This is a genomic window from Bradyrhizobium huanghuaihaiense (assembly GCF_025200885.1).
Classification (GTDB): Bacteria; Pseudomonadota; Alphaproteobacteria; order Rhizobiales; family Xanthobacteraceae; genus Bradyrhizobium; species Bradyrhizobium huanghuaihaiense.
Genome location: NZ_CP104172.1, coordinates 5977394 through 6000367 on the forward strand (window position 1 = coordinate 5977394; position 22974 = coordinate 6000367).

Genomic DNA, 22974 nt, shown 5'->3' on the forward strand with positions numbered 1-22974 from the left:
TCAGGTCAGCGGATTTCATTCACATAGCGATGGCGCGCGGTCGTCGCGCGATGCTCGCTGAGAAGCGCCAATGCGCCGGTCTGATCGTAGGCCTCTTCGTGAATGGCCAGGACGGCGCTTGGCGATCGCAAGCCAAGCAAACGCCGGTCTTTCGCGTCCGCGAGCTCTGCTGCCAGTTTTTCGCGGACCGCCGCAACGCGGATGCCGTAGACGTCGAGCAGATGAAGGTAGAGGAGCGCCGGCACGCGTGCCGGCTCGCGCGGAAAATCGGGCACGCGACGCGCGAGCAGCTTGATCTGCGAATGCATCACCGGCACGCTACCGACTCTGCGGATGCGATCGAGACACAGCAGCGGCTCGCCCGCCGGCTCCGAAAAGAGCGCAGCTTCCTCGGCGCCTGCCGGCCGGATTGTCACGGACAAGACCTCAGGGACGGAGCGCTGCAGGCCGCCATCCTCGCCGTGCAAGCGGAAGTATTGAAAGAAGAAGCGCAGGCTATGCTGCGGAGCACGGCCGGTGACGACAGTGCCGGTCTTGCGACGGCGCACCAGCATGCCGTCGGCAGTCAGATCCGCCAGCGCCCGGCGAATGGTGCCAACCGCAACGCCATAACGTGTTGCAAGCGCAACCTCGCCGGGCAGCACCGTACCCGGAGCCAGGTCTCCAACCAGGATCGCCTCGGCGATCTGCCGCTTGACGTGCTCGTACAGAGGAACCGGCAGACTCGACGAGCCCGTCACCGCCGCTTTTGCCTGTTTACCGGTCACGCCTGCCTCATTCTTTGGAATTGACAGCAATCGGTTCTCATCGTGTATTTCTTTATAGAATATAGAAATGAGCCGCCGCAAATGGTTTCTCCACCCATCCGTCCAGGGCAGTCCGGGCTAAGCTTGGGATTCGCCGAGATCGAACGCGCCGCCGAAAGCGCGGTCGACGATCTTGCGCGGATGGTCGCAATCGACACGACCTTCCCACCCGGTGCGGGCTACCAGGCCTTTGCCGGATTGATGGAGAGCTTCGTCGCGCCGCTTGGCCTCGAGTGCCGGCGCATCGACGTGCCCGAGCATCTGTGGCGTGTCCCTGGCGGCCCTGCGCACGGCGCGCGCACCAATCTCATCGCACGCCGCCGCTCCGGCAGACCGGTGCTGGGACTGTATTTTCATGTCGACACCGTGCCGGCTGCGCCGGGCTGGGCCACCGATCCGCTGCACCTGACGCGCGATGGCGACCGTCTGATCGGCCTTGGCGCCGCCGACATGAAGGGTACGATCGCGGCCGTGCTGCTGGCGCTGCGCGCCGCCGAACGGACCGGCCTGCCGCTCGGCTATGATCCAATGCTGCTGTTCTGCACCGACGAGGAAGGCGGGCTCTACCCCGGTGTTCGCTATCTCGCGGATCAGGGCTTGCTCGAGGGGCACATCCTCAATTTCAACGGTGCGGCGGCGCCACGCATCTGGGCCGGCTGCTTCGGGCTCTTCACGCTGCTGCTGCGGGTCCATGGCCGGACGGTTCATGCGAGCGAAGCGGCAAACGTCGGAAGCGGCGCCAATGCCATCGAGGCCGCTCTGCCGATCCTCAATGCGCTCGCCGCGTTGAAGCCGGACATCTCAGAGCGCACGTCCGCCCTGCCCGCCCCGCCCGGCGCGACCCGCCCGCTTGCCGCACAGCTCGACATATCCGCCGCACATGGCGGCCAGTGCGGCGGCCAGATCCCCTCGCGGTTCGAGATCCTGATCTGCCGCCGCTACGTGCCGGAAGAGGATTTTTCCGCTGCACGTCGCGAGATCGAGGATGCGATCCGCAAGGCCGCGCCGCAGGCCGAGATCGAGATCGTCCTCACCGGTCACCTGATGCCGACGTCGGATCCAACCGGCCCGCACTGGCCGCGTTGGCAGGACGCGCTGTCGGCCGGCTTCGGCTACGCACCCGACGAATTCGCCAAATGGGGCGCGACGAGCTGTTCCGATTTCGGCTGGGTGCAGGCGACCGGCATGCAGGAGATCCTGCTGACGGGCCTTGGCCGACCGAACAGCCGCATTCACGCGCCCGGCGAATTCACCACGCTCCCCGACCTCGTCGCGCTCGCGAAGTCGGTCCTCGCGTACCTCTCCGCCGAATTCCGTCCTGATCTGTCGCCCGAAGCAACCGCCATTCGCTAACTCGAGGAGCCTACTGCCATGCTGTCCGTCACCCGCCGCCTGTTTCTCGCCGGCACGGCCATCAGCCTCGTCACTCTCCCCAGGATCGCCGTCGCCGATACGCCCAAGCGCGGCGGCGTGCTGCGGATGTCGCTCGACCAGGCCGCGTCGGTGATTCATCCGATGCTGGCGCGGGTCAATCCGGAATACCTCGTCACCGAATTGCTCTACTCCAACCTGACCCGGCTGAAACCGGACATGACCGTCGAGCCGGACCTCGCCGTTTCCTGGGAGCCAAACGAGACGCGCACGGAGTGGACCTTCAAGCTGCGCCCGGGCGTGACGTTCCATGACGGGTCGCCGCTGACGTCGGAAGATGTCGTCGCCAGCATCAATGCCATCCTCGATCCCAAGACCGCCTCGCCCGGCCGGACCAATGTCGGTCCGATCAAGGAGGTCGCGGCGATCGATCCCTTGACCGTCAAGTTCACGCTCACAGGCGCCTACGCCGACCTGCCGGTGGCCCTGACCTATCTCAACGCGCGGATCGTTCCGGCGAAGGTCATCGCCTCCGATCTCGCCAGCCTCTCCACGACCGCAAACGGCACCGGGCCGTTCAAGCTCGTGTCCTACGAGCCCGACCGGAAGATCGTGGTCGAACGCAACGCCGCCTATTACGACCCGGCGCGGCCTTACCTCGATCGCGTGGAATTGCTCGTCTATCCCGATCGCACCGCCGAAGCGTCGGCGATGATCTCCGGCGAGATCGACCTGCTGCTGACGACGACGCCCGGCGAATACGAGCGGCTCGTGAAGGCGAGCGGCGTCAAGGCGCTGCGCACGCCCTCCGGCCAGTTCCTCAACATCAACCTCGGATGCGACCAGAAGCCGTTCAACGACGTCAGGGTCCGCCAGGCGCTTGCACTCGCGGTCGATCGCGAAGCGACCGTCGGCTTCGTCGCCGGCGGCTACGGAACCCCGGGCAACGACACGCCGCTGAACTCCGCCTATCACTTCTACAAGAACATCCCGATGAAGAAGCCCGACGTCGCCAAGGCGAAGCAACTCCTGGCCGAGGCCGGCTATCCCAACGGCATCGATCTGACGCTGATCGCGTCCGACAGGCCCGCGACCCGCACGCAGCTCGGCGTCGCGGTTCGCGAGATGGCGGCCGCCGCCGGCTTCCGCATCAACGTGCAGACGATGCCGCACGCGACCTATCTCGACCAGGTCTGGAAGAAGGGCAATTTCTACGTCGGCTTCTACAACATGCAGCCGACCGCCGACGCAATCTTCAACCTGCTCTACACGTCCAATGCGACCTGGAACGAGACCCGCTGGAACAACAGCGCATTCGATGCCGTCATCAATGCGGCCCGCGTCGAGACCGACGAGGCAAAGCGCAGCGCGCTCTATGCAAAGGCGCAGGAGATGATGAACGCGGAGGTCCCCACCGTGATCTCGGCGTTCTTCGACCTTCTTGCCGCACAGCGCTCCTATGTCGACGGCTACACGCTGCATCCACGCGGTTCGGTGTTCCGCCTCGATCTGGTTTCGCTCGGCGCCGGCGCGCCGAAGCGCGGCTGACGCCGGAGACATCGGTGTCGCTCGCCTGGTTCGCACGCCGTCTGCTGCTGATGGTCTACACCGTCATCGTGGTCTCGATGCTGGTGTTCGCCATCACGCAGATCCTGCCGGCCGACGCGGCCCAGTCGCTGCTCGGCGAGAATGCGACGCCGGAGATGCTGGCTGCGCTCAGGGCGAAGCTTGGGCTCGGCGCTCCGGCCTGGCAGCAGTATCTGCACTGGGCCGGCCGCGTCTTCACCGGCGATTTCGGCATCTCGATGCGGACCAGCCAACCCGTCGGCCCGGAGATGCTGAGCGCGCTGTCGCGTTCGCTGCTGCTCGCGGCCTCGTCCATCCTCGTCACGCTGGTCGTCGCCGTACCGCTCGGTGTGGTGGCGGCGCTGCGACAAGGCCGGCTCGCCGATACCGGCGTCAGCCTGATCGCCTATCTCGGTGTATCGTTGCCCGAATTCGTCACCGCAACGCTGCTTGCGCTCCTGCTGGCCGACACGTTGCATTGGCTGCCGGCGACGGGCTACGTCTCGCCGCTGGAACATTTCGGCGACGGCATCTCTCATTTGGCGCTGCCGGTGCTGACGATCTCGGTGATCCTCATCGCGCACGTGATGCGCATGATGCGCTCCGAGACGCTGGACGTGCTGAAATCGGACTATATCCGCGCAGCGCGCTTGAAGGGCTTGCCGGAACGCACCGTGCTGTTCCGTCACGCGCTGCGCAACGCGCTGTTGCCGGTGGTGACGATCATCGCGCTCGATGTCGGCTACCTGCTCGGCGGCATCATCGTGATCGAGGAGATCTTCGCCATTCCCGGCATCGGGCGGGCCTTGATGGTCGCCATCACCACGCGCGACCTGCCGTCAATCCAGGCAGGCGCGTTGATCATGGCGGCGACCTACGCCGTCACCAACACGCTTGCCGACATGGCCTATGCCGTTCTCGACCCGCGGATCCGCTATGATTGAGCTGTTCGTCCGACTGATCCGCAGACCGCAGGGGCTCGTCGGCGTCACACTCCTGGCGCTCATTGCCGTTGCATGCCTGTTCGGGCCTGCGCTTGCCCCGTACGCGCCGGAGAAGATCGATTTTCTCGGCCGGTTTCGTCCTCCCGGCTGGCAGAACTGGCTTGGCGCGGACCAATTCGGCCGCGACATCCTGAGCCGCCTGATGGTCGGCGCCCGGTCGACCGTGCCAATGGCCCTCATCGCGACCTTCGTCGGCAGCGCGGCCGGCGCCATCATCGGCGTCGGCTCGGCCTATCTCGGCGGCCGGACCGACGAGGCCATCATGCGCACCAACGACGCGGTGATGGCGATCCCAGGCCTTCTGCTGGCACTGTTGCTGGTCTCGACGCTTGGCAACGGCGCCGGCAACGCCGTCATCGCCATCGCGGTGGCCTTTGCACCCGGCATGGCACGCGTCACCCGCTCGGTTGCGCTCAACGTGCGCAATCAGGACTACGTCAAGGCGGCCATCGCGCGTGGCGAGGGCGCAGTCTGGATCATCTTCCGCGAGATGCTGCCCAACGTGATGGCGCCGATCGTGATCGAATCCACCATTCGCGTGTCCTTTGCCGTGATGCTGTTCGCAACGCTCAGCTTCCTCGGCGTCGGCGCCCAGCCGCCTGCATCAGAATGGGGGCTGATGGTGGCCGATGCCCGGCAGTACATGTACCAGGCGCCGTGGGGCCTGGTCGTGCCGTCCACGGCGATCGCGCTCACCGCGATTGCCTTCAACCTCGTGGGCGACGGCCTTCGCGACGCCCTCAATCCGAAGGACGAGCGGTGATCCCGGCCCTTGCCATCAAGAACTATACGCTCGACTACGCGACGGCCGCAGGACCGGTGCGCGTGCTGCACGACATTTCGCTTCAGATCGGTCCGGGCGAGGTGCTGGGTCTCGTCGGCGAATCCGGCTCGGGCAAGAGCTCGCTCGCCTGGGCGCTGATGCGCCATCTGCCGGACAATGCCCGAGAGATCGCAGGCACCCTGCATCTCGGCGACACCGACCTTCAGCGCCTGAGCCCGCGGGAGCTGACCAGAATCCGGGGACGCCGGCTCGGCATGGTGTTCCAGGATCCGTCGACCTCGCTCAACCCGACCCTCACCATCGGCCGGCAGGTGACGGAGACGCTGATCCAGCATCGCGGCATCAAGCAACGCGAAGCGGTTGCGCTGGCTATCGACCTGCTTGGCCACGTCGAACTGCGCGATCCCCCCGCGATCATGCGTCGTTATCCGCACGAGATCTCCGGCGGCGAAAAGCAGCGCGTCATCATTGCAACGGCGTTCGGCTGCCGGCCCGACATCATCCTTTTCGACGAGCCGACCACGGCGCTCGACGTCATCACCGGCGCGCGCATCCTCGAGCTGTTCGCCCGGCTGCGCCAGGAAACCGGCGTTGCCGCGCTCTATATATCCCATGACCTCGCGCTCGTGACGCGGGTTGCCGATCGGGTCGCAGTCTTGAAACGCGGCCGTCTGGTCGAAGAGGCTCCGGCAGCCGACATCTTCCGCGCGCCACGCCATGCCGATACGCAGGCTCTCGTGCAGGCAGTGCCGAGGCCCGAACGGCGCCTCGTTCATGACAAGCCCGGTGCCGAGATCCTCCTCTCGGCCTCGGACATCGAAGTCCATTACGGCCGCGCGAGCCTCTTCGGCCATGCGCCGCCGCCCGCGACGAAGAGCATCGGGCTGGACGTGCGGGCTGGAGAAATCCTGGGGCTGGTCGGTGAATCCGGGTCGGGCAAATCGTCAGTGGCGCGCGCGCTCACCGGTCTTGCCCGCTTCTCGGGCAAGGTCAAATTCGACAATCAGGCGATCACAGCCGCCCGCGACATGAACGCGGCCTATCGCCGCGAAGTGCAGATCATCTTCCAGCATCCGGATTCCTCGCTCAATCCGCGCCACAAGATCGGCGAAATCCTGTCGCGCCCGCTGAAACTCTATGGCGGCAATGCCGCCGAGATTCCCCGCCTGCTCGAGCAGGTCCGCCTGCCGGCCTCCTATGCCGGCCGCTGGCCGCACCAGCTCTCGGGCGGCGAGAAGCAGCGCGTCGCCATCGCGCGGGCCTTCGCCGCGCGGCCGAAGCTCGTGATCTGCGACGAAATCACCGCGCCGCTGGATGTTTCCGTGCAGGCGCAGATCATCGAATTGCTGCTGGCGCTGCGCGCCGCGACCGGAACCGCCTTCCTCTTCATCACCCACGATCTCAACCTCATCCGTCAGATCGCCCACCGCATCGCCGTGATGCGCCGCGGTGAAATGGTCGACCTGTTGCCGGCCGAAGATTTCGACGCAGAGCACGTTCATCCCTATACCCGCGAACTGATGGCCGCCTCGCCCGTGCCGGTCGGCTGACGACAAGGATTTGCCTCCATGGATCACAACGCACTTCTCGCCCGGATCGACGTGCCCGCCGCCCTCGACCTCTTGTCGCGCATGGTGCAGCACAAGAGCTACTCCAAGTCGGAGGGCGAGAAGCAGCTCGCGTCCTTCATGGCCGGCCGCATGCGCGAGATCGGCCTCGAAAGCGAGCTCACGCCCTTCGGCGACGAGGGACGCGTCAACGCCGTCGGCCGCTGGAAAGGTTCGGGCGGCGGAAAGAGCCTGATGTTCAACGGCCATCTCGACACCAATCCGGTGACCGAGGGTTGGACCGTCGATCCCTGGGCAGGCAAGGTCGACGACGCCTTCATCTACGGCATCGGCGTCTCCAACATGAAGGCCGGCGACGCCGCCTATTTCTGCGCCGTCAAAACGCTGATCGACGCCGGCGTCAAGCTGCGGGGTGACGTCATCCTCACCTACGTCGTCGGCGAGCTGCAAGGCGGGGTCGGCACCTACTCGCTCGTCGAGCAGGGCCTTCGCGCCGATTACTTCATCAATTCCGAGCCGACCGACCTGAAGGCGATGACCATGCACGCCGCGGCCTTCATGTTCATCATCGAGCTCACAGGAAATACCCGCCATCTGTCCAAGCGCGAAGAGGCGGTCGACGCCATCACCGCGGCGTGCGATCTCATTCCGCGCCTCAACGCGATGAAATTCTCAGGCGCCCTCTCGCCGGAACACGAAGGCATCAACCGCGTCCATGTCGGCGTCGTTCACGGCGCGCTCGGCCGCGAGCTGCACGAATGGCGCGCGCCGCAGGTCGCGGATTTCGTGCGGATCAAGGGCTCGGGCCGCTATGCGCCGGGCCAGACCGAGGCCGGCGCGCTGGCTGACATGCGTCGCGAGCTCGATGCGCTCGAAGCACGGTTTCCCGGCCTCAAGACCAAGATCATGTCTGAGGATCGCTCCGGCGTGCCGACCATGCCGCCATTCGAGGTGGCCCGTACGAGCCCGATCGTCGCAGCGATCAACCGCGCCTATCGTACGGTGCGTGGCGAAGACCAGCCGACCGGACCCGTTGCACCGAGCTGCTTCTACGGCACCGATGCCGGTCACCTGCACTATTTCGGCAAGATGGAAGGCATCGTCTGCGGTCCCGGCGGACGCTACAACACCATGCCCGACGAACGCGTCGATATCGTCGATTTCGTCGACATGATCCGCATCTACATGCTCGCCATTCTGGAGATCTGCGGATAGCTGCGCTCCGGGCGCGCATTTGATCCCACTGAAAGTGCATGACGATGTTGTTTCCGATCGACGAATATGACGCGCGCGTCAAGCGCGTGCGCGAGCAGATGGCGGCACGAAATCTCGATGTCCTGATCATCGACCAGAGCGAGTTTCTCGCCTATCTCACCGGCTTCCTGATCTCGGAGAACATGTATCGAGCCTGCCTGCTGCCGCGCGATGGCGAGCCGGTCATGATTCTCCGCGCCGTCGACCTCGGCCCGTTCAGCGACAGCTCATGGCTGCAGCGTTCCGTCGCCTTCGCCGATTGGGAAGACCCGATCGAGGTCCTCGCCGATACCGTCCGCAGCCTCGGTTGTGCGACAGGCCGTGTCGGCCTCGACGAAGATTCCTATTGCATGCCGCTGTCCCGCTTCAAGCATCTGTCGGCACAGTTGCCGGACGCGAAATTTGTCGACTTCTCCGGCGTGATGGCCCTGCTCCGCGCCAGGAAAAGCGCAAGGGAAATCGCCGTGCTCCGGCGCGCCGCTGCTATCGGCGATCTCGGCATCGATGCCGCCCTGAAGGCGGCCGGCGAAGGCCGGTCGGCCCGCGATGCCGCGGCAGCCGTCTATCAGGTGTTCATGCAGGAGGGCGCCGACGCGGCACGCGCGGGCATCATCACCGCCGGCGTCGGCAACGCCTTTCTGCACGGCGGACTCACCAATCAGCCGCTCGCCAAAGGCGACGTTCTGCACATGGAGCTGTTGCCCTATATCGACGGCTACAGCGCCCGCCTGATGCGGTCGGCCGTCATCGGCGACCTCGACCCGCGTCGGTCGCAACTCGCCCGCCGTCTGATCGAGATCCAGGACCGGCAGTTCGAAGCGATGAAGCCGGGCGCCGCAGCCGCCGATCTCGACGCACTCGCGAGGGATGCCATGCTCGCCGACGGCCTGCGGCCGGACTACCCCAACATCACCGGCTATTCGCTCGGCTGCTATCCGGCCCACACGCCGCGCACCAGCGACTTCTCACGCGTCTTCCTGCCCAACGTCGACTGGAAGCTGGAAGAAGGCATGGTGTTCCACATGTATGTTTCCGCCGACGGGATCGCGCTGAGCGAGACCGTGCTCGTCACGACAACCGGGTATGAGTGTCTGACGCGCGCGCCCCGGCAGGTGTTTCGGGTTTAAGTTGCAGGGGCCTCAAGGCGCAGCGACGTCCACCTTGAAGGGCTCGTTCAGTCATACTGAGCCGTATGCGAGCTGCCTCGCTTCACCGAACTTTCGGCAACGGCCGGTCCCGTCGCCGGCGCAGCTCCGCCTGCTTTCGGGAATGTCAGCGTCTCGCTCATATCACCGCGCACCATCGTCACCTCGCGCTGGTGCACCGAACTTAGTCGCCAGCCCTGATAGTCTCCGTCGAGCTTCAGACGCAGCGTGGCCTTGCTCGCCTCGTCGACGAAAATGCCGACACTCTGATCGCCGCCGACAACGGTTCCGACCAGCACGAGCCGCAGTTCGGCTGGCGGCGGGCCGGGCGGCACGGGCGGCGCTTGCGCGGCAGGCACCGAAATCACCGCTGGCGGCGGCGGCCGCCGCGAGGCCGAGAAAATCGGCCGCTCGTTCGTGTCCGTCAATGCCGCGAGCGGGACTGCCCAAAGCGGATTGCCGCGCATCGCCTCGCGATTGACCGGAGAGCGCGATGGCGCCGCGGAAACGAGCGGTGCCAACGTTGCGGGAAACTCCCCAAGGCTCGACGTCGGCCCGCTGAAGCCCGGGACGTCGATATCAGGGAAATCCGCCGGCAGCGCCGAGGTCGAGGCGGAAACATCGAGCAGAGAGGCCAGCACGAGGACGAACCCCACCGATATCCGCCGCGCCGCCTTGTGCCCTCTCATGTTCCCAGTCATCAGCCTGTCGGAAGCAACGCGCAAAATTCTCGGTCAAGGAGGCCGGTGGCCAGCATAGGCAAGACAAGGGCTCGCCAGGCACTGAGCACCGAGGGGATCAAGGCTTATCGGCCGCCGATGTGACACTTGTGCGAAACACCGACGACCTTCCCGATGTTTCCCCGCCTTGCGATCATTCCGCGCCTCGACACCGGCTCCGGGCCCCGGTATGACATTGTTGCCGCATCGTCATACTCCCCTGCTAGAGCGTGGCGTTGCTGGACTGGTTGGGGTGCGGAGACGTGGCGGTGCGTGGGACCTTGTTGCGGATGTTTTCGGCCGCCGCATCCTCCGCCCTGTGTGCGCTTCCGGCAGCAGCCCACGAGCTCAGCGCGGCCGCCGAGCTGCCGCCGGTCACCGTCGCGGCGGAGGAACAGCCTCCGAAACGGCTCGCCCGCAAGAAGCCGCCGAAGAATGGGGGCCCGCGCAATCATCAGAGTGCCGCTCGCACGGACAGCACGACCGAGGGCGGCGGTGCGGCCGGCGCGGCGCCTGCCACCTCGTCCGCTCTGCAGCCCACGGCCGCCAGCGCGGTTCGCATCAGCGGCAAGGAGGTCAATGCGATTCCCTTCTCGCGACCCGGCGAGGCCCTTGAAGTCGTGCCTGGCCTGATCGTCACCCAGCACTCCGGCGAGGGCAAAGCCAATCAGTATTTCCTGCGTGGCTTCAATCTCGATCACGGCACTGATCTCGCGATCAGCGTCGACGGCATGCCCGTCAACATGCCGACGCACGGACATGGGCAAGGCTATGCCGACATCAATTTCCTGATCCCCGAGCTGATCCGGTCCGTCGATGTGCGCAAGGGACCCTATTTCGCCGACCAGGGCGACTTCGCCTCCGCCGGCGCCGTAGCGATCGACTATGTCAACAAGCTGCCGCACAACATCGCGGAGATGACCTTCGGCAGCTTCGGCTATCGCCGCGCCCTGGCGGCAACGTCGAACTCCGTCGGCGCCGGCACGCTGCTGACGGCGCTCGAAGCCACGAAATATGATGGACCGTGGCAATCGCCGGACGACGTCCGCAAGCTGAACGGCGTGCTGCGTTACAGTCAGGGCACGGTGACCGACGGCCTGACCCTGACGGCAATGGCCTATTCCAATGGCTGGAATTCGACCGACCAAGTCGCGCAACGCGCGATCGACCAGGGCCTGATCGATCGCCTCGGCACGCTCAATCCGACGGACGGCGGCACGTCCAGCCGGTTCAGCCTGTCCGGCAGCTGGGCGCAGTCGGGCGACTACGGACAAACCAATGTCCGCGCCTATGTCGTCCGCTCCGACCTGCGCCTGTTCAACGATTTCACCTATTTTCTCGACAACCCGGTCAATGGCGACCAGTTCAGTCAGCTCGACCGCCGCAGCTTCGGCGGCGTCGATGCGCGGCATGCGTTCGACTGGCGCTTTGCCGGCATCGAGGCGCAAACCCGCGTCGGCATGCAGAGCCGCTATGACGATATCCATGTCGGCCTGTTCAAGACCGAGCGGCGCAACTGGCTCTCGACCGTGCGCGACGACCGCGTGCAGGAGGGCAATGTCGGCTTCTGGAGCGATACGACCACGCGCTGGACCGACTGGCTGCGCACCACGATCGGCATCCGCGAAGATGTCTTCGCCGGGCACGTCTTCAGCGACACGCCGCAGAATTCGGGCAACGCGCAGGCGTCGATGGCGAGCCCGAAGGCCGGCCTCGTGCTCGGCCCGTGGTACAAGACCGAGTTCTACGCCAATGCCGGCTACGGCCTGCACAGCAACGACATCCGCGGCGCGACGATTACGGTCGATCCCAACGACAAGGTGACGCCGCTCGACCGCGTGCCGCTGCTGGTGCGCTCGCGCGGCGCCGAGCTCGGCGTCCGCACCAAGCCGGTCGAGGGGCTCACCAGCTCGCTCGCGGTCTTCGTGCTCGACTTCGATTCTGAGCTGCTGTTCGTCGGCGACGCCGGCACCACGGAGCCGAGCCGGCCCAGCCGGCGCGTCGGCGTCGAGTGGACGAACCAGTACAAGCCGCTGCCGTGGATGACGGTCGATCTCGACGTCGCCCACACCCATGCACGCTTCACCGATTTCGATCCGGCCGGCGCCCGCATCCCCGGCGCGCCGGCGTGGGTGGCGAGCGGAGCGGTCACACTCGGCGGGGACACCGGATGGTTCGGCGCGCTGAAGGCGCGCTATTTCGGCCCGCGCCCGCTGATCGAGGACGACAGCGTCCGTTCGCGGTCGTCGCTGATCTTCAATGCACGCGCCGGCTACAATTTCGACAACGGCGTTCGGGTGCAACTCGACGTGCTCAACCTCTTCAACGCCCAGACCAACCAGATCGAGTACTATTATCTGTCGCGGCTGCCGGGAGAGCCCATCGAGGGCGTCGCTGATCGTCACGTCCATCCGGCGGAGCCGCTTGCAGTGCGGCTGACAGTGGCGGCGAGATTCTGATCGCGGCGGCTTGCGGGCCTGGCATGGAAACAACCTGCGTCGGCCGTCATAAATCCTGAAAAAATCTGACATAGAGCAGATGCTTTGATGAACCGAGAGCACGAGTTCGGCTGACGCAAGACCCGGCTCCGACCGCCCAGCCGGTCGCGTTCGAAGCAGGAGTGAGGGGAATGCAATCTGAGCCTGATATCACCATGATCGCCTCGGCAGAGCGGTTTGCACGCACGGCCGCATCGACGCGTGGACAGGCTGCACGTCCGTGGGCGCTCGTCCCCATCGTGACGGCGTCGGGCTTTGCAGGCCTCGGCTACGAGATCGTGTGGACGCGCCAGTTGAGCCTAGCGCTCGGCACCGAGATGATGGCGGTGCTCGGCGTCATTGCCGGATTTTTCGGCGGCCTGGCCCTTGGCGCGTTCGCACTCGATCGGCTGATCCGCCGTGCGACATCGCCATGGCGCGTCTATGCGGTCCTTGAAGCCGTCATCGCCGTTTGGGGCCTGATCAGCGTGTGGCTGCTGCCGGCGGCCGGGCGGGTCCTGCCGCCTCTGCTTGGGACCGAACCGTCTCCAATCCTGCTATGGGCCGGCAGCCTGGCGCTGCCGACGCTCGCGCTGCTCCCCGCAACGATGGCCATGGGCGGAACCCTGGCTGCCCTGGAGCGGATGACGCGGCACGCGCGTGGCGAGGCACGCGTCACGGCCGGCGTCTACGGGGCGAATACGGCGGGGGCTCTGGCCGGCACGCTCGCCTCCACATTCCTGCTGATCCCGGCGCTCGGATTTTCGGGAACATTGCTCTGCCTCGCCGGCATCAATGCGTTCTGCGCGCTGGCTGCACTTGCGCTCGGATCGGCAGCGGGCAAAGTCGATGCCGAACAGCCGCGGCCTCAACGAATTCGCGACCTGCGGCTCACGATCACCTTGTTCGCCACGGGACTGCTCGGAATCACCTTCGAGGTCGTCGTGGTCCGGCTTGCCGCACAGGTGATGGAAGACACCGTCTACACCTTCGCAGGACTATTGGCTGCGTATCTGCTCGGCACCGCGGCAGGCAGCCTGCTCTGGCAGCGGACCGGGCGCGATGCGAATGATGCAAATCTCCGCGGCCTGCTCGCCGCAACGGCATTCGCCTGCATCACGACTGCTGCGGCTGCGCCCTGTGCCGGCCGGCTGGTCGAGGTCGCGTCGGCCGCGGACATCTTCGGCGAACTCGCCGTGGCAATCGCTCTCTTCCTGGTCCCCGCGACCGCGATGGGCGCATTGTTCGGCCTGTTGGCGCAGCGGGTGAGCGATCAGCGCGGCTCGGTCGGCACGGCTGTCGGCATCAACAGCCTCGGCGCCTGCATCGCGCCGCTGGTAGCGGCGCAATTCCTGATTCCGGCCCTTGGCGCCTGGACGGCGCTGCTTGCCGTCGCAGTCGGGTATCTGCTGCTGCTGCCGCCCGGCCGCTCGGTGTTGCTGTGGTCCGCTGCACTGGCAACCTTCGCGCTCGTGCTGTGGCTCGATCCTGCGGCACCACTGACGCGCGTGCCCGCGGGTGGCGCGCTGCTCGCGGTCCGCGAAGGTCCGATGGCAACGGCGAGTGTGGTCGACGACGCGGCAGGTACACGCTACCTCGAGGTCAACGGTCATTTCCGCATGGGCGGAACGAGCTCGACGCGGTCCGACTACCGGCAAGCGATGCTGCCGCTGCTGCTTCACGAAGCGCCGCATCTGGCCTTGTTCCTGGGCATCGGCACGGGCGCCACCATGGTCGGCGGAACGCAGATGCCCGGTGTCAGCGTGCACGGCGTCGAGCTGTCGCGGGAAGTGGTGGACCTGCTGCCCTGGTTCGTCGATCCGCAGCCGGCCTCGGCACCGCGGCTGACCGTGGCTGACGCGCGCCGCTACGTCGCGGCAGATACGAGCCAGCACGACGTGATCATTGCCGACCTGTTTCACCCCGCGCTCGACGGCAGCGGCGCGCTCTATACGGTGGAGCATTTCGCGGCCGTGAAACGCAGACTGGCGTCAGGCGGCATCTTCTGCCAATGGCTGCCGCTCTACCAGCTCGATATGCCTTCGCTCCGCGCCATCATCCGCGGCTTTCTCGACGTCTATCCCAACGGCGCGGCCTGGCTCAACCACTACAGCGTCCGCACCCCGATGCTTGCGCTGATCGGAACACGCGACGGCGGCCATCTCGATGTCGATGCGCTGGAAACGCGGCTGCACGATCCCATGACCGCGAAAGTCGTGCGGCCGCTGGGGTTCGAGGCACCGATCGATCTGCTCGGCCAGTACGTCGGAGGCCCACGCGCCCTCTCCGCCTTCGCCGGAGAAGGTCCGCGCAACACGGATGATTATCCGTTCGTGACGTTCGACGCGCGGCGGAATGTCCGCGCGCTCCGCGCAGCCCCCTGGTCGCTGCTGCTCGCTGTTATGAAAGACATTCAGCCGGATCCGAGTGAACTGCTGGCTGGGCCCGGGCGCGATGCGTTGAGCGCACGCCTCGATGCCTATTGGCACGCGCGCAACCGTTTCCTCGAAGCCGGCGCGTCGCTGCCCGGCGATCCGCGCGGTGCCGCCCTTATTGATGCCGCCTCGCCGGGCCTCATCGACGCGCTTCGCCTGAGCCCCGAATTTGATCCGGCCTATGGGCCGCTGATGGGCATGGCTAGATCCCTGCTCGGCTCGGACCGCGCGGCGGCCGCCCGCCTGCTCCGCAAGATCAACGAGGCGGCGCCCACAAGGCCGGAGGCACGGGAGCTTCTGCTGCGCGAGTTCGGCTTGCGGAACGAGTGATCACCGCCCTCACGGGGCGAAGTTGACGCGATAACCCCAGCAGTCGAGATGATCGGGAATCGCATTGAAGGCGATCGTGATCCTCTGCCCGCCCTGATTTCTCGGCACCTCGTGATAGAGGTAGCTCGGAAACAGCACGAGATCGCCGGGCTCGGCCTCCGGCAAGGCATACTTGCCCGCGTTGAAGGGGCCGATGGCGGCTTCGCGCGTGTGGTGGCGGAAGGAGAAGTCGAAGCCACCGGGCGGCCGCACGAAGACCGTCTTGCAGGCCGAATGCGAGGGCGTCAGGTAGAAGATGCCGGAGACGAAACTGTTGGCATGGGAATGCAGCGTCTGGTTTCCGCCAGTCTCCAGCATGTTGGTCCACATTTCCTTGACGGTCCAGCGCAGCTCTTCGCCGAACAGCAGGACGCCGAAATCGACCAGCTTGGGGACGGCAAGCTCGGCGATCTGGCGAAACAGCTCGTTGTCGCGGGGATCGGCAACTTCGGTGTGGAAAAGCTGGCCCGAGCGCAGATTGCCCTCGATCCGGGTGTTCCGGATCGCGGCCACGGCGGCTTCGTTCAGCGAGGGCGGCAGCAGCCCGGGCGAGCGCAGCAGCGGAATCGGGAAAAGCGGCTCGATCTGATCCATGTCGCAACGTCACCCTGTTCTTGAAACGCGGGCAGACAATGCGCGGGCAAGGATGACACTGCGATGACAGCGCGCAGGATCTGCGAAATTCTCGGGTCCCGCTACTCGTCGGCCCGGAGCACTTTCAGCTTCTCGCCGGGCCGCAGCTCGTGGCGCCGCTCGCGCACCTCGTCAGAGGCACGCGCGGCCATGTCGAGACATTCGTCGAACTCGCCATTGCCGGCTTCGACCAGCGCCTGGTGCAGGAGCCGTTCGGCGAAGTAGCGCGAGAGATGATCGGGCGGCAAGGCGGTCGCCAAAGCCCGCGCTTCCGCCACCGCAGCATTGCAATCGTCCTGGGTCGGTTCCTCCGAGGCGGGCGCGGCAGCATCGGGGGCGGCCACTGCGCAGCCGAGGCCGGCGAGCAGCCCGAGTGCGCAGACGGTGATACGAATGAGATGCATGTCGGTCGTTCCGGGCCGCAACAGCCCGCGTCAAAAACGAGTACGGCGGGACGCAAAATGCGTCCCGCCGGATGGCCTCACATCACCAGTGGTGGTCGTGATGATGATCGTCGTGGTCGTGGTGGTCGTGATCATGGTCGTGCTCAGCCCGCTGTCCGAGCCGGCGCGCCAGTTCGGCGTTGGTCTCGACCAGGAGCTTCGGGGAACCTTCCGGCCTGACGAAGATCGGGTTGGCGTAGAACCAGACGTTCGAGTAGGCCTGAACGTCGTGGGTCACCTTCTTGGCGCCGTTCACCGTCTCCAGATGCGCGGGGCATGCCGGATCGATGCAGCTGACTTGCGCGTTGTTGGCATCGAGCAGCGGGTTGCCGGCGGTATCGCTGACGTTCGGAGTGCCGTTCGGAATGTTGGTTCCGCGCGCGCGGATGTAGAACGGCTTGGTGCCCGCGGTAAACGTCGTCGTGAACCGCAGCCGCACGCCGTCGCGATCGCCCCGATGCTCGCGATGCATCTGCGTCGCGGGGATCTGCCGGGCGATGGTCGCCGATGGATTGTACACGATCGACGCGCCGGCCGTGCCCGCGGCATTCGCCACCGCGTAATTGGGCGCGTTAGGCGCAACGACGCCGGTGATCTGGCCGGTGATCAGATCGACGTGGTCGAGCGACGGCTTGTTCAGCGGCTGCTTGATGCCCACTGGCACCAGCAGCGGGTTGTTGAAGGTGTAGGGAGCGTTGTTCTCGCGCGGGACGGTCAGCTCCATCTCGACCGTGATCTTCTCGCCGGGCCGCACGACCAGGGTCTCGCCCATGGTCTTCCAGTCGTCGCCGCGCGTCTTGGCGCGGAACACCAGATCCGGACCGATGAGGTCCGCATTGACCGAGTACGAGTTGCCCGAACGCATGCCGTCGACGACGTGCTGCGACGAGAACCGTCCGGCGTTCGGAACATAAAGCTTGGTGTATTCGCCGGGAATGAAGTCGGCCGTCGTGAAGGAGTCGCGCGCACCGCCGGCACCGCGGCTGTGCCAGTCCGAGCTCACATACATGAAGAAGTTGCGGCCTTCGCCCAGCAGTCCGTCCCAGAGGCCGCCGACCTTCGCGGTGTAGATGCCGCTCATGCCGTAGGTGCCGCCGCCGACCGCGTTGGCGGTGTACGAGCCGGAGCCGCCATTCGCACCGCCTTCGGCGAAGTGGCCGGGCGATTCGATGCCGAACGCAACCGTCGGGCCTGCATTGTTGAAGTCGCGGAAGTGCTCGATGTTGTAGCCCTTGTTGGCGGTCGTGCTGAACGGGCCCTGGCGCTCAGTGTGGGTCGGGATGACGTAGGAGTGCAGCGGGTAGTTCGCCTGCAACCACTTGATGCCCGTGAGCGCCTTCTGGTGGCCCGCCGTGCCGGTGTTGTTGACGTTGTCCTTGCCCGGCCAGAGCTGGTTGCCGCCGGCGTCGATGACGGGGCCGATCGCATCGGTGTCGGCGCGGTCGAAACGGTATTCGAATTCCGCCATCTTGTCCGCGTTGCCGGGCCCCTTCCTCGGGTGCATCGGGTGCTGCCCGGTGATGACGGCGACGTCGACGTGTTCATGGCCGGGCGCGATCCACTCGAGACCCTCGATCAGCACCTTGTCGTAGCGCGCCGAGCGATTGACGATGGTCGGATACTCGACCTCGCGGATCGACTGCCAGCGCCACATCTGCGCGCCGGTGCCGGAGCCGTTCGGGGTGCCCTTCAGGCTGCTGATGGTGATCCCGTCGATGGTCTGGCCGAGCGTCTGGCTCCAGGTCGTCGTGGTCTGTCCCGGAATATTGGCGCTGGTGTCGCTGAAGCGGCAGTCGCGATTGCCGGAGCCGCCGTGGTTGCCGAGCGTGAACCAGTCGAGATCGAAATTATTGCCGCCCGCCGACGCGGTGCCCCGCCCGACTGCGCGGTCGATCGTGTAGCCGGCCGCAACCGAACCATCCGTGCAAGTATTGTGATTGTGCATGTCGCCGGCGACGTAGGGATTGCCGCGGCGCTCGCCCCGACCGAATTCCTCGGCCGTAGCGCTCTGAGTCAGCGCCAATGACGCCGATGCGGCGGTCAACAGGATCGTCTTGCCAGATGGAAACATCTATCGCCCCTTATTCAAGTCGGATATCGCGAAACAACAGAGATTGGGAATTCGAGGACTCTCTTGCCCCGACCGCGTGAACGGATTCCCTGCGCGCGGCGACATGACCAGAGTTCCGATACAGCTTCGTGAAGGATTTATGTTCGACGCACGCAGATCGGCAATTTCCACGAGGCATCTTGCGTCCGGCGTTTGTCCGTTGCATTTTCCGCGCCGCGTGAAGATGACAGTTGAAATGCTCTGCCGCATCGAGCGGCGGTGCGTGCTGCGAGATTTGTGACAACCATATGTCAATGCCGGCGACACCAGTTGAAGTGCAGTCCTTTCCGATATCGCACGCGGGAGGCTCGGGCCCGGGCGCCGATGTCGCCAGTGGCGCCACGCAGCCGTCGCGCTCCTTCGTCTCGGCGCTTGTGCGACTGTCGCGCGAACCCTTACTGCACTTCACCCTGCTCGGAGCAATCATCTTCGGCATCGACGCCGTGCTGCATCCGCCCGCCAAGGACGAAAAGGTCATCACAGTCACCAAGGCGATGCGTCAATCCTTCATCGACAATTTCGATGAGGACAAGGAACGAGCCCCGTCGAGCGAACAGCTCCAGAAGATGATCGACAGCTGGGTCGCGAGCGAGATCCTCTACCGCGAGGGCAAGGCGCTCGGCGTCGACCGCGGCGACGAGACGATCCGCGACCGGATTGCCTTCAAGATGCAGTTGCTGATCTTCGACCAGATCCGCGTCCCGCGGCCCACCGACGAGCAGCTGCAGGCCTGGTTTGCGGAAAATCACGCCCGCTTCGACGAGCCGGAGCGCGTCTCCTTCTACATCACTTCGCCCACCGACCAGGCGACGGCGCAACGCCAGCTCGACGACATCGTCCAGCAGCGCGAATCCGAAGAACTGCAGCATCTCACGCGCGCCATCCTTGCGCGGCCGGTCGAGAGTCTCGCCGCAGCCTTTGGCGAAGGCTTCCGCGATCAACTGCTGACGATGCCGGAGGGCGAATGGAGGCTGCTGCAGTCCAAGGACGGCTGGCACGTCGCCCGGCTGGATTCCCGGCGCCCGGGGAATCTCGCAAGCCTCGACAAGGTTCGGGATGAAGCCGCCAGGATCTGGCATACGGATGAGACCCGCAAGCTGGCCTGGGAAGCGGTCAAGCGGCTCAAGGCATCCTATCAAGTGCGGTACGAGCCGTGAGGGCGATCCAACATGTGCGATTGGCGCTTCTGGCTTTGATGCTGGCCCTGGCCGTACTCATCCGGCCATCGGCCGTAAGTGCGCATGAAGCGGCAATGGGCGTGCTCGAATTCCGCGAGGTCCGGCCCGGCGCCTTCGTCGGCCGCTGGAGCATCGAGCCCTCGATTGGCGCATCGCGGGTCGACCTGCGGGTACCGCCGCACTGCTTTCTCCGCCTGCCCGAGATGAACTGCGGCGCGAAGGGGCTGGTGGGGCCGATCACCATCACCAATCTCGGCTCCAACATGTCGGTCGTCCTGATCAAGGTCATCCCGATCGAGGGCGAGCCGCGCAGCTACACGATCTCGACGGCCAATCCGGTCGTCTCTGTTCTCGGCACCGGCGCGCCGACGCTCGAGGTATGGCTCGAGCTCGCCAGGACCTATGTGAACTACGGCATCGATCACATCCTGCTCGGCGCCGATCATCTGCTGTTCGTGCTGGGCCTGATCTGGATCGTCGGCGGCGGCTGGCGTCTGGTGAAGACGATTACGGCCTTCACGATCGGTCACAGCGCTTCGCTTGCCGCGGCAGCTTTCGGCCTGATCGGCGTGCCGGAACGCCCGCTCAACGCCTGCATCGCATTGAGCATCGCCTTCGTCGGGGTGGAAATCGTCAAGCAGCAGCGCGGCGAGATCGGGCTCACCGCCCGCTATCCCTGGATCGTGGCGTTCAGCTTCGGCCTGGTGCACGGCATCGGCTTCGCAAGCGCGCTCGCGGGACTCGGGCTCGAACGCCGCCTGCTGCCCGCGGCGTTGCTGTTCTTCAACGTCGGCGTGGAGATCGGACAGCTCGCCTTCGTGCTGCTGGTGCTCGCCCTGATCTGGGCGCACCGCCGGCTCGATGCGGTCGTGCCGCGCTGGGGCGAGGCGCTTCCGGCCTACCTCATCGGGTCGGTGTCGATGTTCTGGTTCTTCGGCCGTCTGGTGCGCGTCTTCGCGGTGATCTGAGCGAGAGTCCACACAATGTCTTTGCGCCTTCCCCTCCCCCTCACGACCGCGATCGTTTCGTTCGCGCTGACGCAACCGGCTCTCGCGCATGAGCAGGCGGGCGTGGCGGGCGGCCTCCTCAGCGGCCTGCTTCATCCGGTCACGGGCATCGACCATCTGATCGCAATGGTGGCCGTCGGCATCTGGGGCGCGCAGCTCGGCGCGCCGGCGATCTGGATCCTGCCGATCACATTCCCGCTCGTCATGGCGATCGGCGGAGTGCTGGGCGTGCTGCATGTGCCGCTCCCGATGCCGGAGGTGATGATTGCGGTTTCCGCCGTGATCCTGGGAATAGCCGTTGCCGCCCGGCTGCGCCTGTCCTTTGCCGCGGCCGCCGTCGTCGTCGCGGTGTTCGCCATCTTTCACGGCCATGCGCACGGCGCCGAGCTGCCGCGCGCGGCGAATGCGCTGGCCTATGGCATCGGCTTCGTCACCGCCACCGGCCTCTTACATCTGTGCGGCATCGCGCTCGGCACGCTGACGCGCTGGCCCGCCGGCGAGCGCGTGATTCAAGGGCTTGGGGCCGGCATCGCGGCCATCGGCTGCTATTTCCTTGCGCAAGGCGTCGGGGCCTTCGCATGAAGCTGAATTCCGCGCGCCTGTTGATCGCCGCAGCGATGCTGCTCGCCGGCGGACATGCGGCCGAGGCGCATATCGTCGCGGCCCGCCTCGGCGATTTCTACATGGGTGTCGTGCACCCCCTCACCGACCTCCAGGATCTCGTGCTCTGGAGCGCGACCGGCGTGCTGGCGGGTACGCTCGGAGCCGCCAGGGGGCGCTGGCTCATCGCCGTGTTTCCGCTCGGGCTATTGGCCGGCTTGTTCCTCGGACAGGTCTTCGGCGCGGCGTCCACACAGCTTGCGGACGCGGCAATGATGCTGGCAATCGGCCTGCTGCTCGCGGCAGCGGCGCAAGTGCCCACAGTGCTGCTCTGCGCGATGGCTTTCGCGGTCGCCGTGATCCGGGGCGCCGCGAATGGCGCCGACCTCGCGCCCGAAACCGATCGGGTGCTGTTTGCTGCAGGATTGACGTGCGTCGGCTACGCCGCCATCACCCTGACGATGGCGCTGACCGCGGTCTTCAGGCGGACGGCCGCGGACAGCGCCACATCCTGGCGCGCCATCGCCGTCCGCGCACTTGGCGGCTGGATCGCGGCTATCGGCCTGATGATGGCGAGCCTTGCACTGGCGTCATGAGAGGCGTCAGGACCGCCCTTGTTGCAAGATCGGTTAGGAGCTGGAGAGCAGTCCTCCAAACCAGCCGCCGAAATAACCGGCATAGAGCGCAGGGCGTTCGAGATTCATCGAATGCCCGATGCCGGGCACGATCACGAGACGGCAATCCGGCATCGCCTTGGCCATCGCGCGAAGATCGTCCGGCGCGATCCAGCCGTCCCTTTCACCCCACAGCACCATATGCGGATGCCTCAGTTCCGGCGTGCGACGCTCGAGCTCGCGGCTTTCCTTTTCGCGCGTGAGGTTGACGGGGGTCCCGATCCAGATTCCTTCCGAGACGTCAAACGTCTGGTCGATGATGCGGTCGAACAGCGCCTCGATCTCGCCCAGCCCTTCGCGGAAGCGCGGGACGGCGTTCGGCTCCATGCTCTCCGGCACGAACAGCGAGGACGCCGCCGTGGCCATGACCGTCCGAGTCAACGCCTTGCTCGTCATCATCGACCGGAACAGGCCGATCTGGTCGGCATTGAAGGCCATGCCGAGCGGCGTCACCGGATCGAGCGCGAGCACGCGCCCGAAGCGCTGCGGCTGCATCAGCAGCATGCGCGCAGCGATGATGCCGCCGGTCGAATGCGTCGCGAGATGGCAATAGCCAATGTCCAGCGTGTCGAGGGCCGCCAGCATGTCCTGGGCGTGCTGCTGCATGGAATAGTTGGAATAGTCCGCATTCGGCTTCGGCCGGTCGCTGTCACCGCACCCGCGCCAGTCCAGGCCGATGACGCGCAGCCCCTTTGGAAACAGCGGCGCGGCAAGTTCGATCCAGTCCTTGCTGGCGAGATTGCCGTGGATGAAGACGACGGTCACGTCGCCCTGCCCCCACTCTCGCCAGCCAAGCTGAACCTCGCCCGCCTGCACCCGTGGCATCAGCAC

General features: G+C 65.9%; 19 protein-coding genes. 13 read left to right on the forward strand and 6 right to left on the reverse strand.

Annotation, left to right across the window (positions count from 1 at the left end; genetic code table 11):
* Positions 1-5: 5 nt before the first annotated feature.
* Positions 6-767, reverse strand: a complete 762-nt coding sequence (locus tag N2603_RS28490) for a GntR family transcriptional regulator (protein WP_260384736.1) — start codon at positions 765-767, stop codon at positions 6-8.
* Between the two features lie 81 nt (positions 768-848).
* On the opposite strand from N2603_RS28490, the gene N2603_RS28495 reads away from it, so the two are divergent.
* From N2603_RS28495 to N2603_RS28525, 7 genes are read left to right on the forward strand one after another with little or no spacing between them, the layout of a single operon-like run.
* Complete coding sequence (locus N2603_RS28495; protein WP_260384737.1) at positions 849-2159, forward strand: M20 family metallopeptidase; 1311 nt, start codon at positions 849-851, stop codon at positions 2157-2159.
* A gap of 18 nt (positions 2160-2177) precedes the next feature.
* The gene (locus N2603_RS28500; protein ID WP_260384738.1) at positions 2178-3725 is read left to right on the forward strand and encodes an ABC transporter substrate-binding protein; all 1548 of its coding nucleotides are present in this window, start codon (positions 2178-2180) and stop codon (positions 3723-3725) included.
* 14 nt (positions 3726-3739) lie between these two features.
* Complete coding sequence (locus N2603_RS28505; RefSeq protein ID WP_260384739.1) at positions 3740-4687, forward strand: ABC transporter permease; 948 nt, start codon at positions 3740-3742, stop codon at positions 4685-4687.
* The gene (locus N2603_RS28510; protein WP_260384740.1) at positions 4680-5510 is read left to right on the forward strand and encodes an ABC transporter permease; all 831 of its coding nucleotides are present in this window, start codon (positions 4680-4682) and stop codon (positions 5508-5510) included. The genes N2603_RS28505 and N2603_RS28510 overlap by 8 nt, the downstream gene beginning before the upstream one ends.
* Complete coding sequence (gene nikE / locus N2603_RS28515) at positions 5507-7081, forward strand: nickel ABC transporter ATP-binding protein NikE (protein ID WP_260384741.1); 1575 nt, start codon at positions 5507-5509, stop codon at positions 7079-7081. The genes N2603_RS28510 and nikE overlap by 4 nt, the downstream gene beginning before the upstream one ends.
* A gap of 18 nt (positions 7082-7099) precedes the next feature.
* Positions 7100-8314 carry a M20 family metallopeptidase gene (locus tag N2603_RS28520; RefSeq protein WP_260384742.1) on the forward strand — a complete coding sequence of 405 codons (1215 nt, stop codon included), beginning with the start codon at positions 7100-7102 and terminating at the stop codon, positions 8312-8314.
* Positions 8315-8352: 38 nt separating this feature from the next.
* Positions 8353-9480: a M24 family metallopeptidase gene (locus N2603_RS28525; RefSeq protein WP_260384743.1), complete on the forward strand. Its 1128-nt coding sequence runs from the start codon at positions 8353-8355 to the stop codon at positions 9478-9480.
* Positions 9481-9527: 47 nt separating this feature from the next.
* Here N2603_RS28525 and N2603_RS28530 read toward each other — a convergent pair whose 3' ends face one another.
* Positions 9528-10187, reverse strand: coding sequence for a hypothetical protein (locus N2603_RS28530; protein ID WP_260384744.1), 660 nt, complete (start codon positions 10185-10187; stop codon positions 9528-9530).
* 320 nt (positions 10188-10507) lie between these two features.
* Between N2603_RS28530 and N2603_RS28535 the strand changes: the two genes are divergently transcribed.
* Positions 10508-12676 (forward strand): TonB-dependent receptor, encoded by a 2169-nt coding sequence (locus N2603_RS28535; RefSeq protein WP_260424279.1) that lies wholly within the window; start codon positions 10508-10510, stop codon positions 12674-12676.
* A gap of 170 nt (positions 12677-12846) precedes the next feature.
* Positions 12847-15459 carry a spermidine synthase gene (locus N2603_RS28540; RefSeq protein ID WP_260384745.1) on the forward strand — a complete coding sequence of 871 codons (2613 nt, stop codon included), beginning with the start codon at positions 12847-12849 and terminating at the stop codon, positions 15457-15459.
* Positions 15460-15468: 9 nt separating this feature from the next.
* Here the strand turns inward: N2603_RS28540 and N2603_RS28545 are convergent, their stop codons facing one another.
* The 3 genes from N2603_RS28545 to N2603_RS28555 form a co-directional block, all read right to left on the reverse strand.
* The gene (locus tag N2603_RS28545) at positions 15469-16092 is read right to left on the reverse strand and encodes a 2OG-Fe(II) oxygenase family protein (RefSeq protein WP_018643082.1); all 624 of its coding nucleotides are present in this window, start codon (positions 16090-16092) and stop codon (positions 15469-15471) included.
* 101 nt (positions 16093-16193) lie between these two features.
* Entirely contained in the window at positions 16194-16535 is a 342-nt protein-coding gene (locus tag N2603_RS28550) for a hypothetical protein (RefSeq protein ID WP_260384746.1), read from the reverse strand.
* An 82-nt stretch (positions 16536-16617) separates the two neighbouring features.
* Complete coding sequence (locus N2603_RS28555; protein WP_260384747.1) at positions 16618-18645, reverse strand: hypothetical protein; 2028 nt, start codon at positions 18643-18645, stop codon at positions 16618-16620.
* A 287-nt stretch (positions 18646-18932) separates the two neighbouring features.
* On the opposite strand from N2603_RS28555, the gene N2603_RS28560 reads away from it, so the two are divergent.
* Genes N2603_RS28560 through N2603_RS28575 form a run of 4 tightly spaced genes read left to right on the forward strand, consistent with a single transcriptional unit; the run spans position 18933 to position 22065 of the window.
* Positions 18933-19841 (forward strand): peptidyl-prolyl cis-trans isomerase, encoded by a 909-nt coding sequence (locus N2603_RS28560; RefSeq protein ID WP_425248931.1) that lies wholly within the window; start codon positions 18933-18935, stop codon positions 19839-19841.
* Between the two features lie 38 nt (positions 19842-19879).
* Positions 19880-20830 (forward strand): HupE/UreJ family protein, encoded by a 951-nt coding sequence (locus N2603_RS28565; protein WP_260384749.1) that lies wholly within the window; start codon positions 19880-19882, stop codon positions 20828-20830.
* A 15-nt stretch (positions 20831-20845) separates the two neighbouring features.
* The gene (locus tag N2603_RS28570; protein ID WP_260384750.1) at positions 20846-21451 is read left to right on the forward strand and encodes a HupE/UreJ family protein; all 606 of its coding nucleotides are present in this window, start codon (positions 20846-20848) and stop codon (positions 21449-21451) included.
* Positions 21448-22065, forward strand: a complete 618-nt coding sequence (locus tag N2603_RS28575) for a HupE/UreJ family protein (protein WP_260384751.1) — start codon at positions 21448-21450, stop codon at positions 22063-22065. Before N2603_RS28570 ends, N2603_RS28575 begins: the two co-directional genes overlap by 4 nt.
* A 33-nt stretch (positions 22066-22098) precedes the next feature.
* Here the strand turns inward: N2603_RS28575 and N2603_RS28580 are convergent, their stop codons facing one another.
* Entirely contained in the window at positions 22099-22968 is an 870-nt protein-coding gene (locus N2603_RS28580; RefSeq protein WP_260384752.1) for an alpha/beta fold hydrolase, read from the reverse strand.
* Positions 22969-22974: the final 6 nt, after the last annotated feature.

What these genes read in the sequence shown, in the direction of transcription:
- N2603_RS28495 (WP_260384737.1), top strand. Translation starts at nt 849, where the DNA reads ATGGTTTCTCCACCCATCCGTCCAGGGCAGTCCGGGCTAAGCTTGGGA.
- N2603_RS28500 (WP_260384738.1), top strand. Translation starts at nt 2,178, where the DNA reads ATGCTGTCCGTCACCCGCCGCCTGTTTCTCGCCGGCACGGCCATCAGC.
- N2603_RS28510 (WP_260384740.1), top strand. Translation starts at nt 4,680, where the DNA reads ATGATTGAGCTGTTCGTCCGACTGATCCGCAGACCGCAGGGGCTCGTC.
- N2603_RS28520 (WP_260384742.1), top strand. Translation starts at nt 7,100, where the DNA reads ATGGATCACAACGCACTTCTCGCCCGGATCGACGTGCCCGCCGCCCTC.
- N2603_RS28525 (WP_260384743.1), top strand. Translation starts at nt 8,353, where the DNA reads ATGACGATGTTGTTTCCGATCGACGAATATGACGCGCGCGTCAAGCGC.
- N2603_RS28530 (WP_260384744.1), bottom strand. Translation starts at nt 10,187, where the DNA reads ATGAGAGGGCACAAGGCGGCGCGGCGGATATCGGTGGGGTTCGTCCTC.
- N2603_RS28535 (WP_260424279.1), top strand. Translation starts at nt 10,508, where the DNA reads ATGTTTTCGGCCGCCGCATCCTCCGCCCTGTGTGCGCTTCCGGCAGCA.
- N2603_RS28540 (WP_260384745.1), top strand. Translation starts at nt 12,847, where the DNA reads ATGCAATCTGAGCCTGATATCACCATGATCGCCTCGGCAGAGCGGTTT.
- N2603_RS28545 (WP_018643082.1), bottom strand. Translation starts at nt 16,092, where the DNA reads ATGGATCAGATCGAGCCGCTTTTCCCGATTCCGCTGCTGCGCTCGCCC.
- N2603_RS28550 (WP_260384746.1), bottom strand. Translation starts at nt 16,535, where the DNA reads ATGCATCTCATTCGTATCACCGTCTGCGCACTCGGGCTGCTCGCCGGC.
- N2603_RS28555 (WP_260384747.1), bottom strand. Translation starts at nt 18,645, where the DNA reads ATGTTTCCATCTGGCAAGACGATCCTGTTGACCGCCGCATCGGCGTCA.
- N2603_RS28560 (WP_425248931.1), top strand. Translation starts at nt 18,933, where the DNA reads ATGTCAATGCCGGCGACACCAGTTGAAGTGCAGTCCTTTCCGATATCG.
- N2603_RS28565 (WP_260384749.1), top strand. Translation starts at nt 19,880, where the DNA reads ATGCTGGCCCTGGCCGTACTCATCCGGCCATCGGCCGTAAGTGCGCAT.
- N2603_RS28570 (WP_260384750.1), top strand. Translation starts at nt 20,846, where the DNA reads ATGTCTTTGCGCCTTCCCCTCCCCCTCACGACCGCGATCGTTTCGTTC.
- N2603_RS28575 (WP_260384751.1), top strand. Translation starts at nt 21,448, where the DNA reads ATGAAGCTGAATTCCGCGCGCCTGTTGATCGCCGCAGCGATGCTGCTC.
- N2603_RS28580 (WP_260384752.1), bottom strand. Translation starts at nt 22,968, where the DNA reads ATGCCACGGGTGCAGGCGGGCGAGGTTCAGCTTGGCTGGCGAGAGTGG.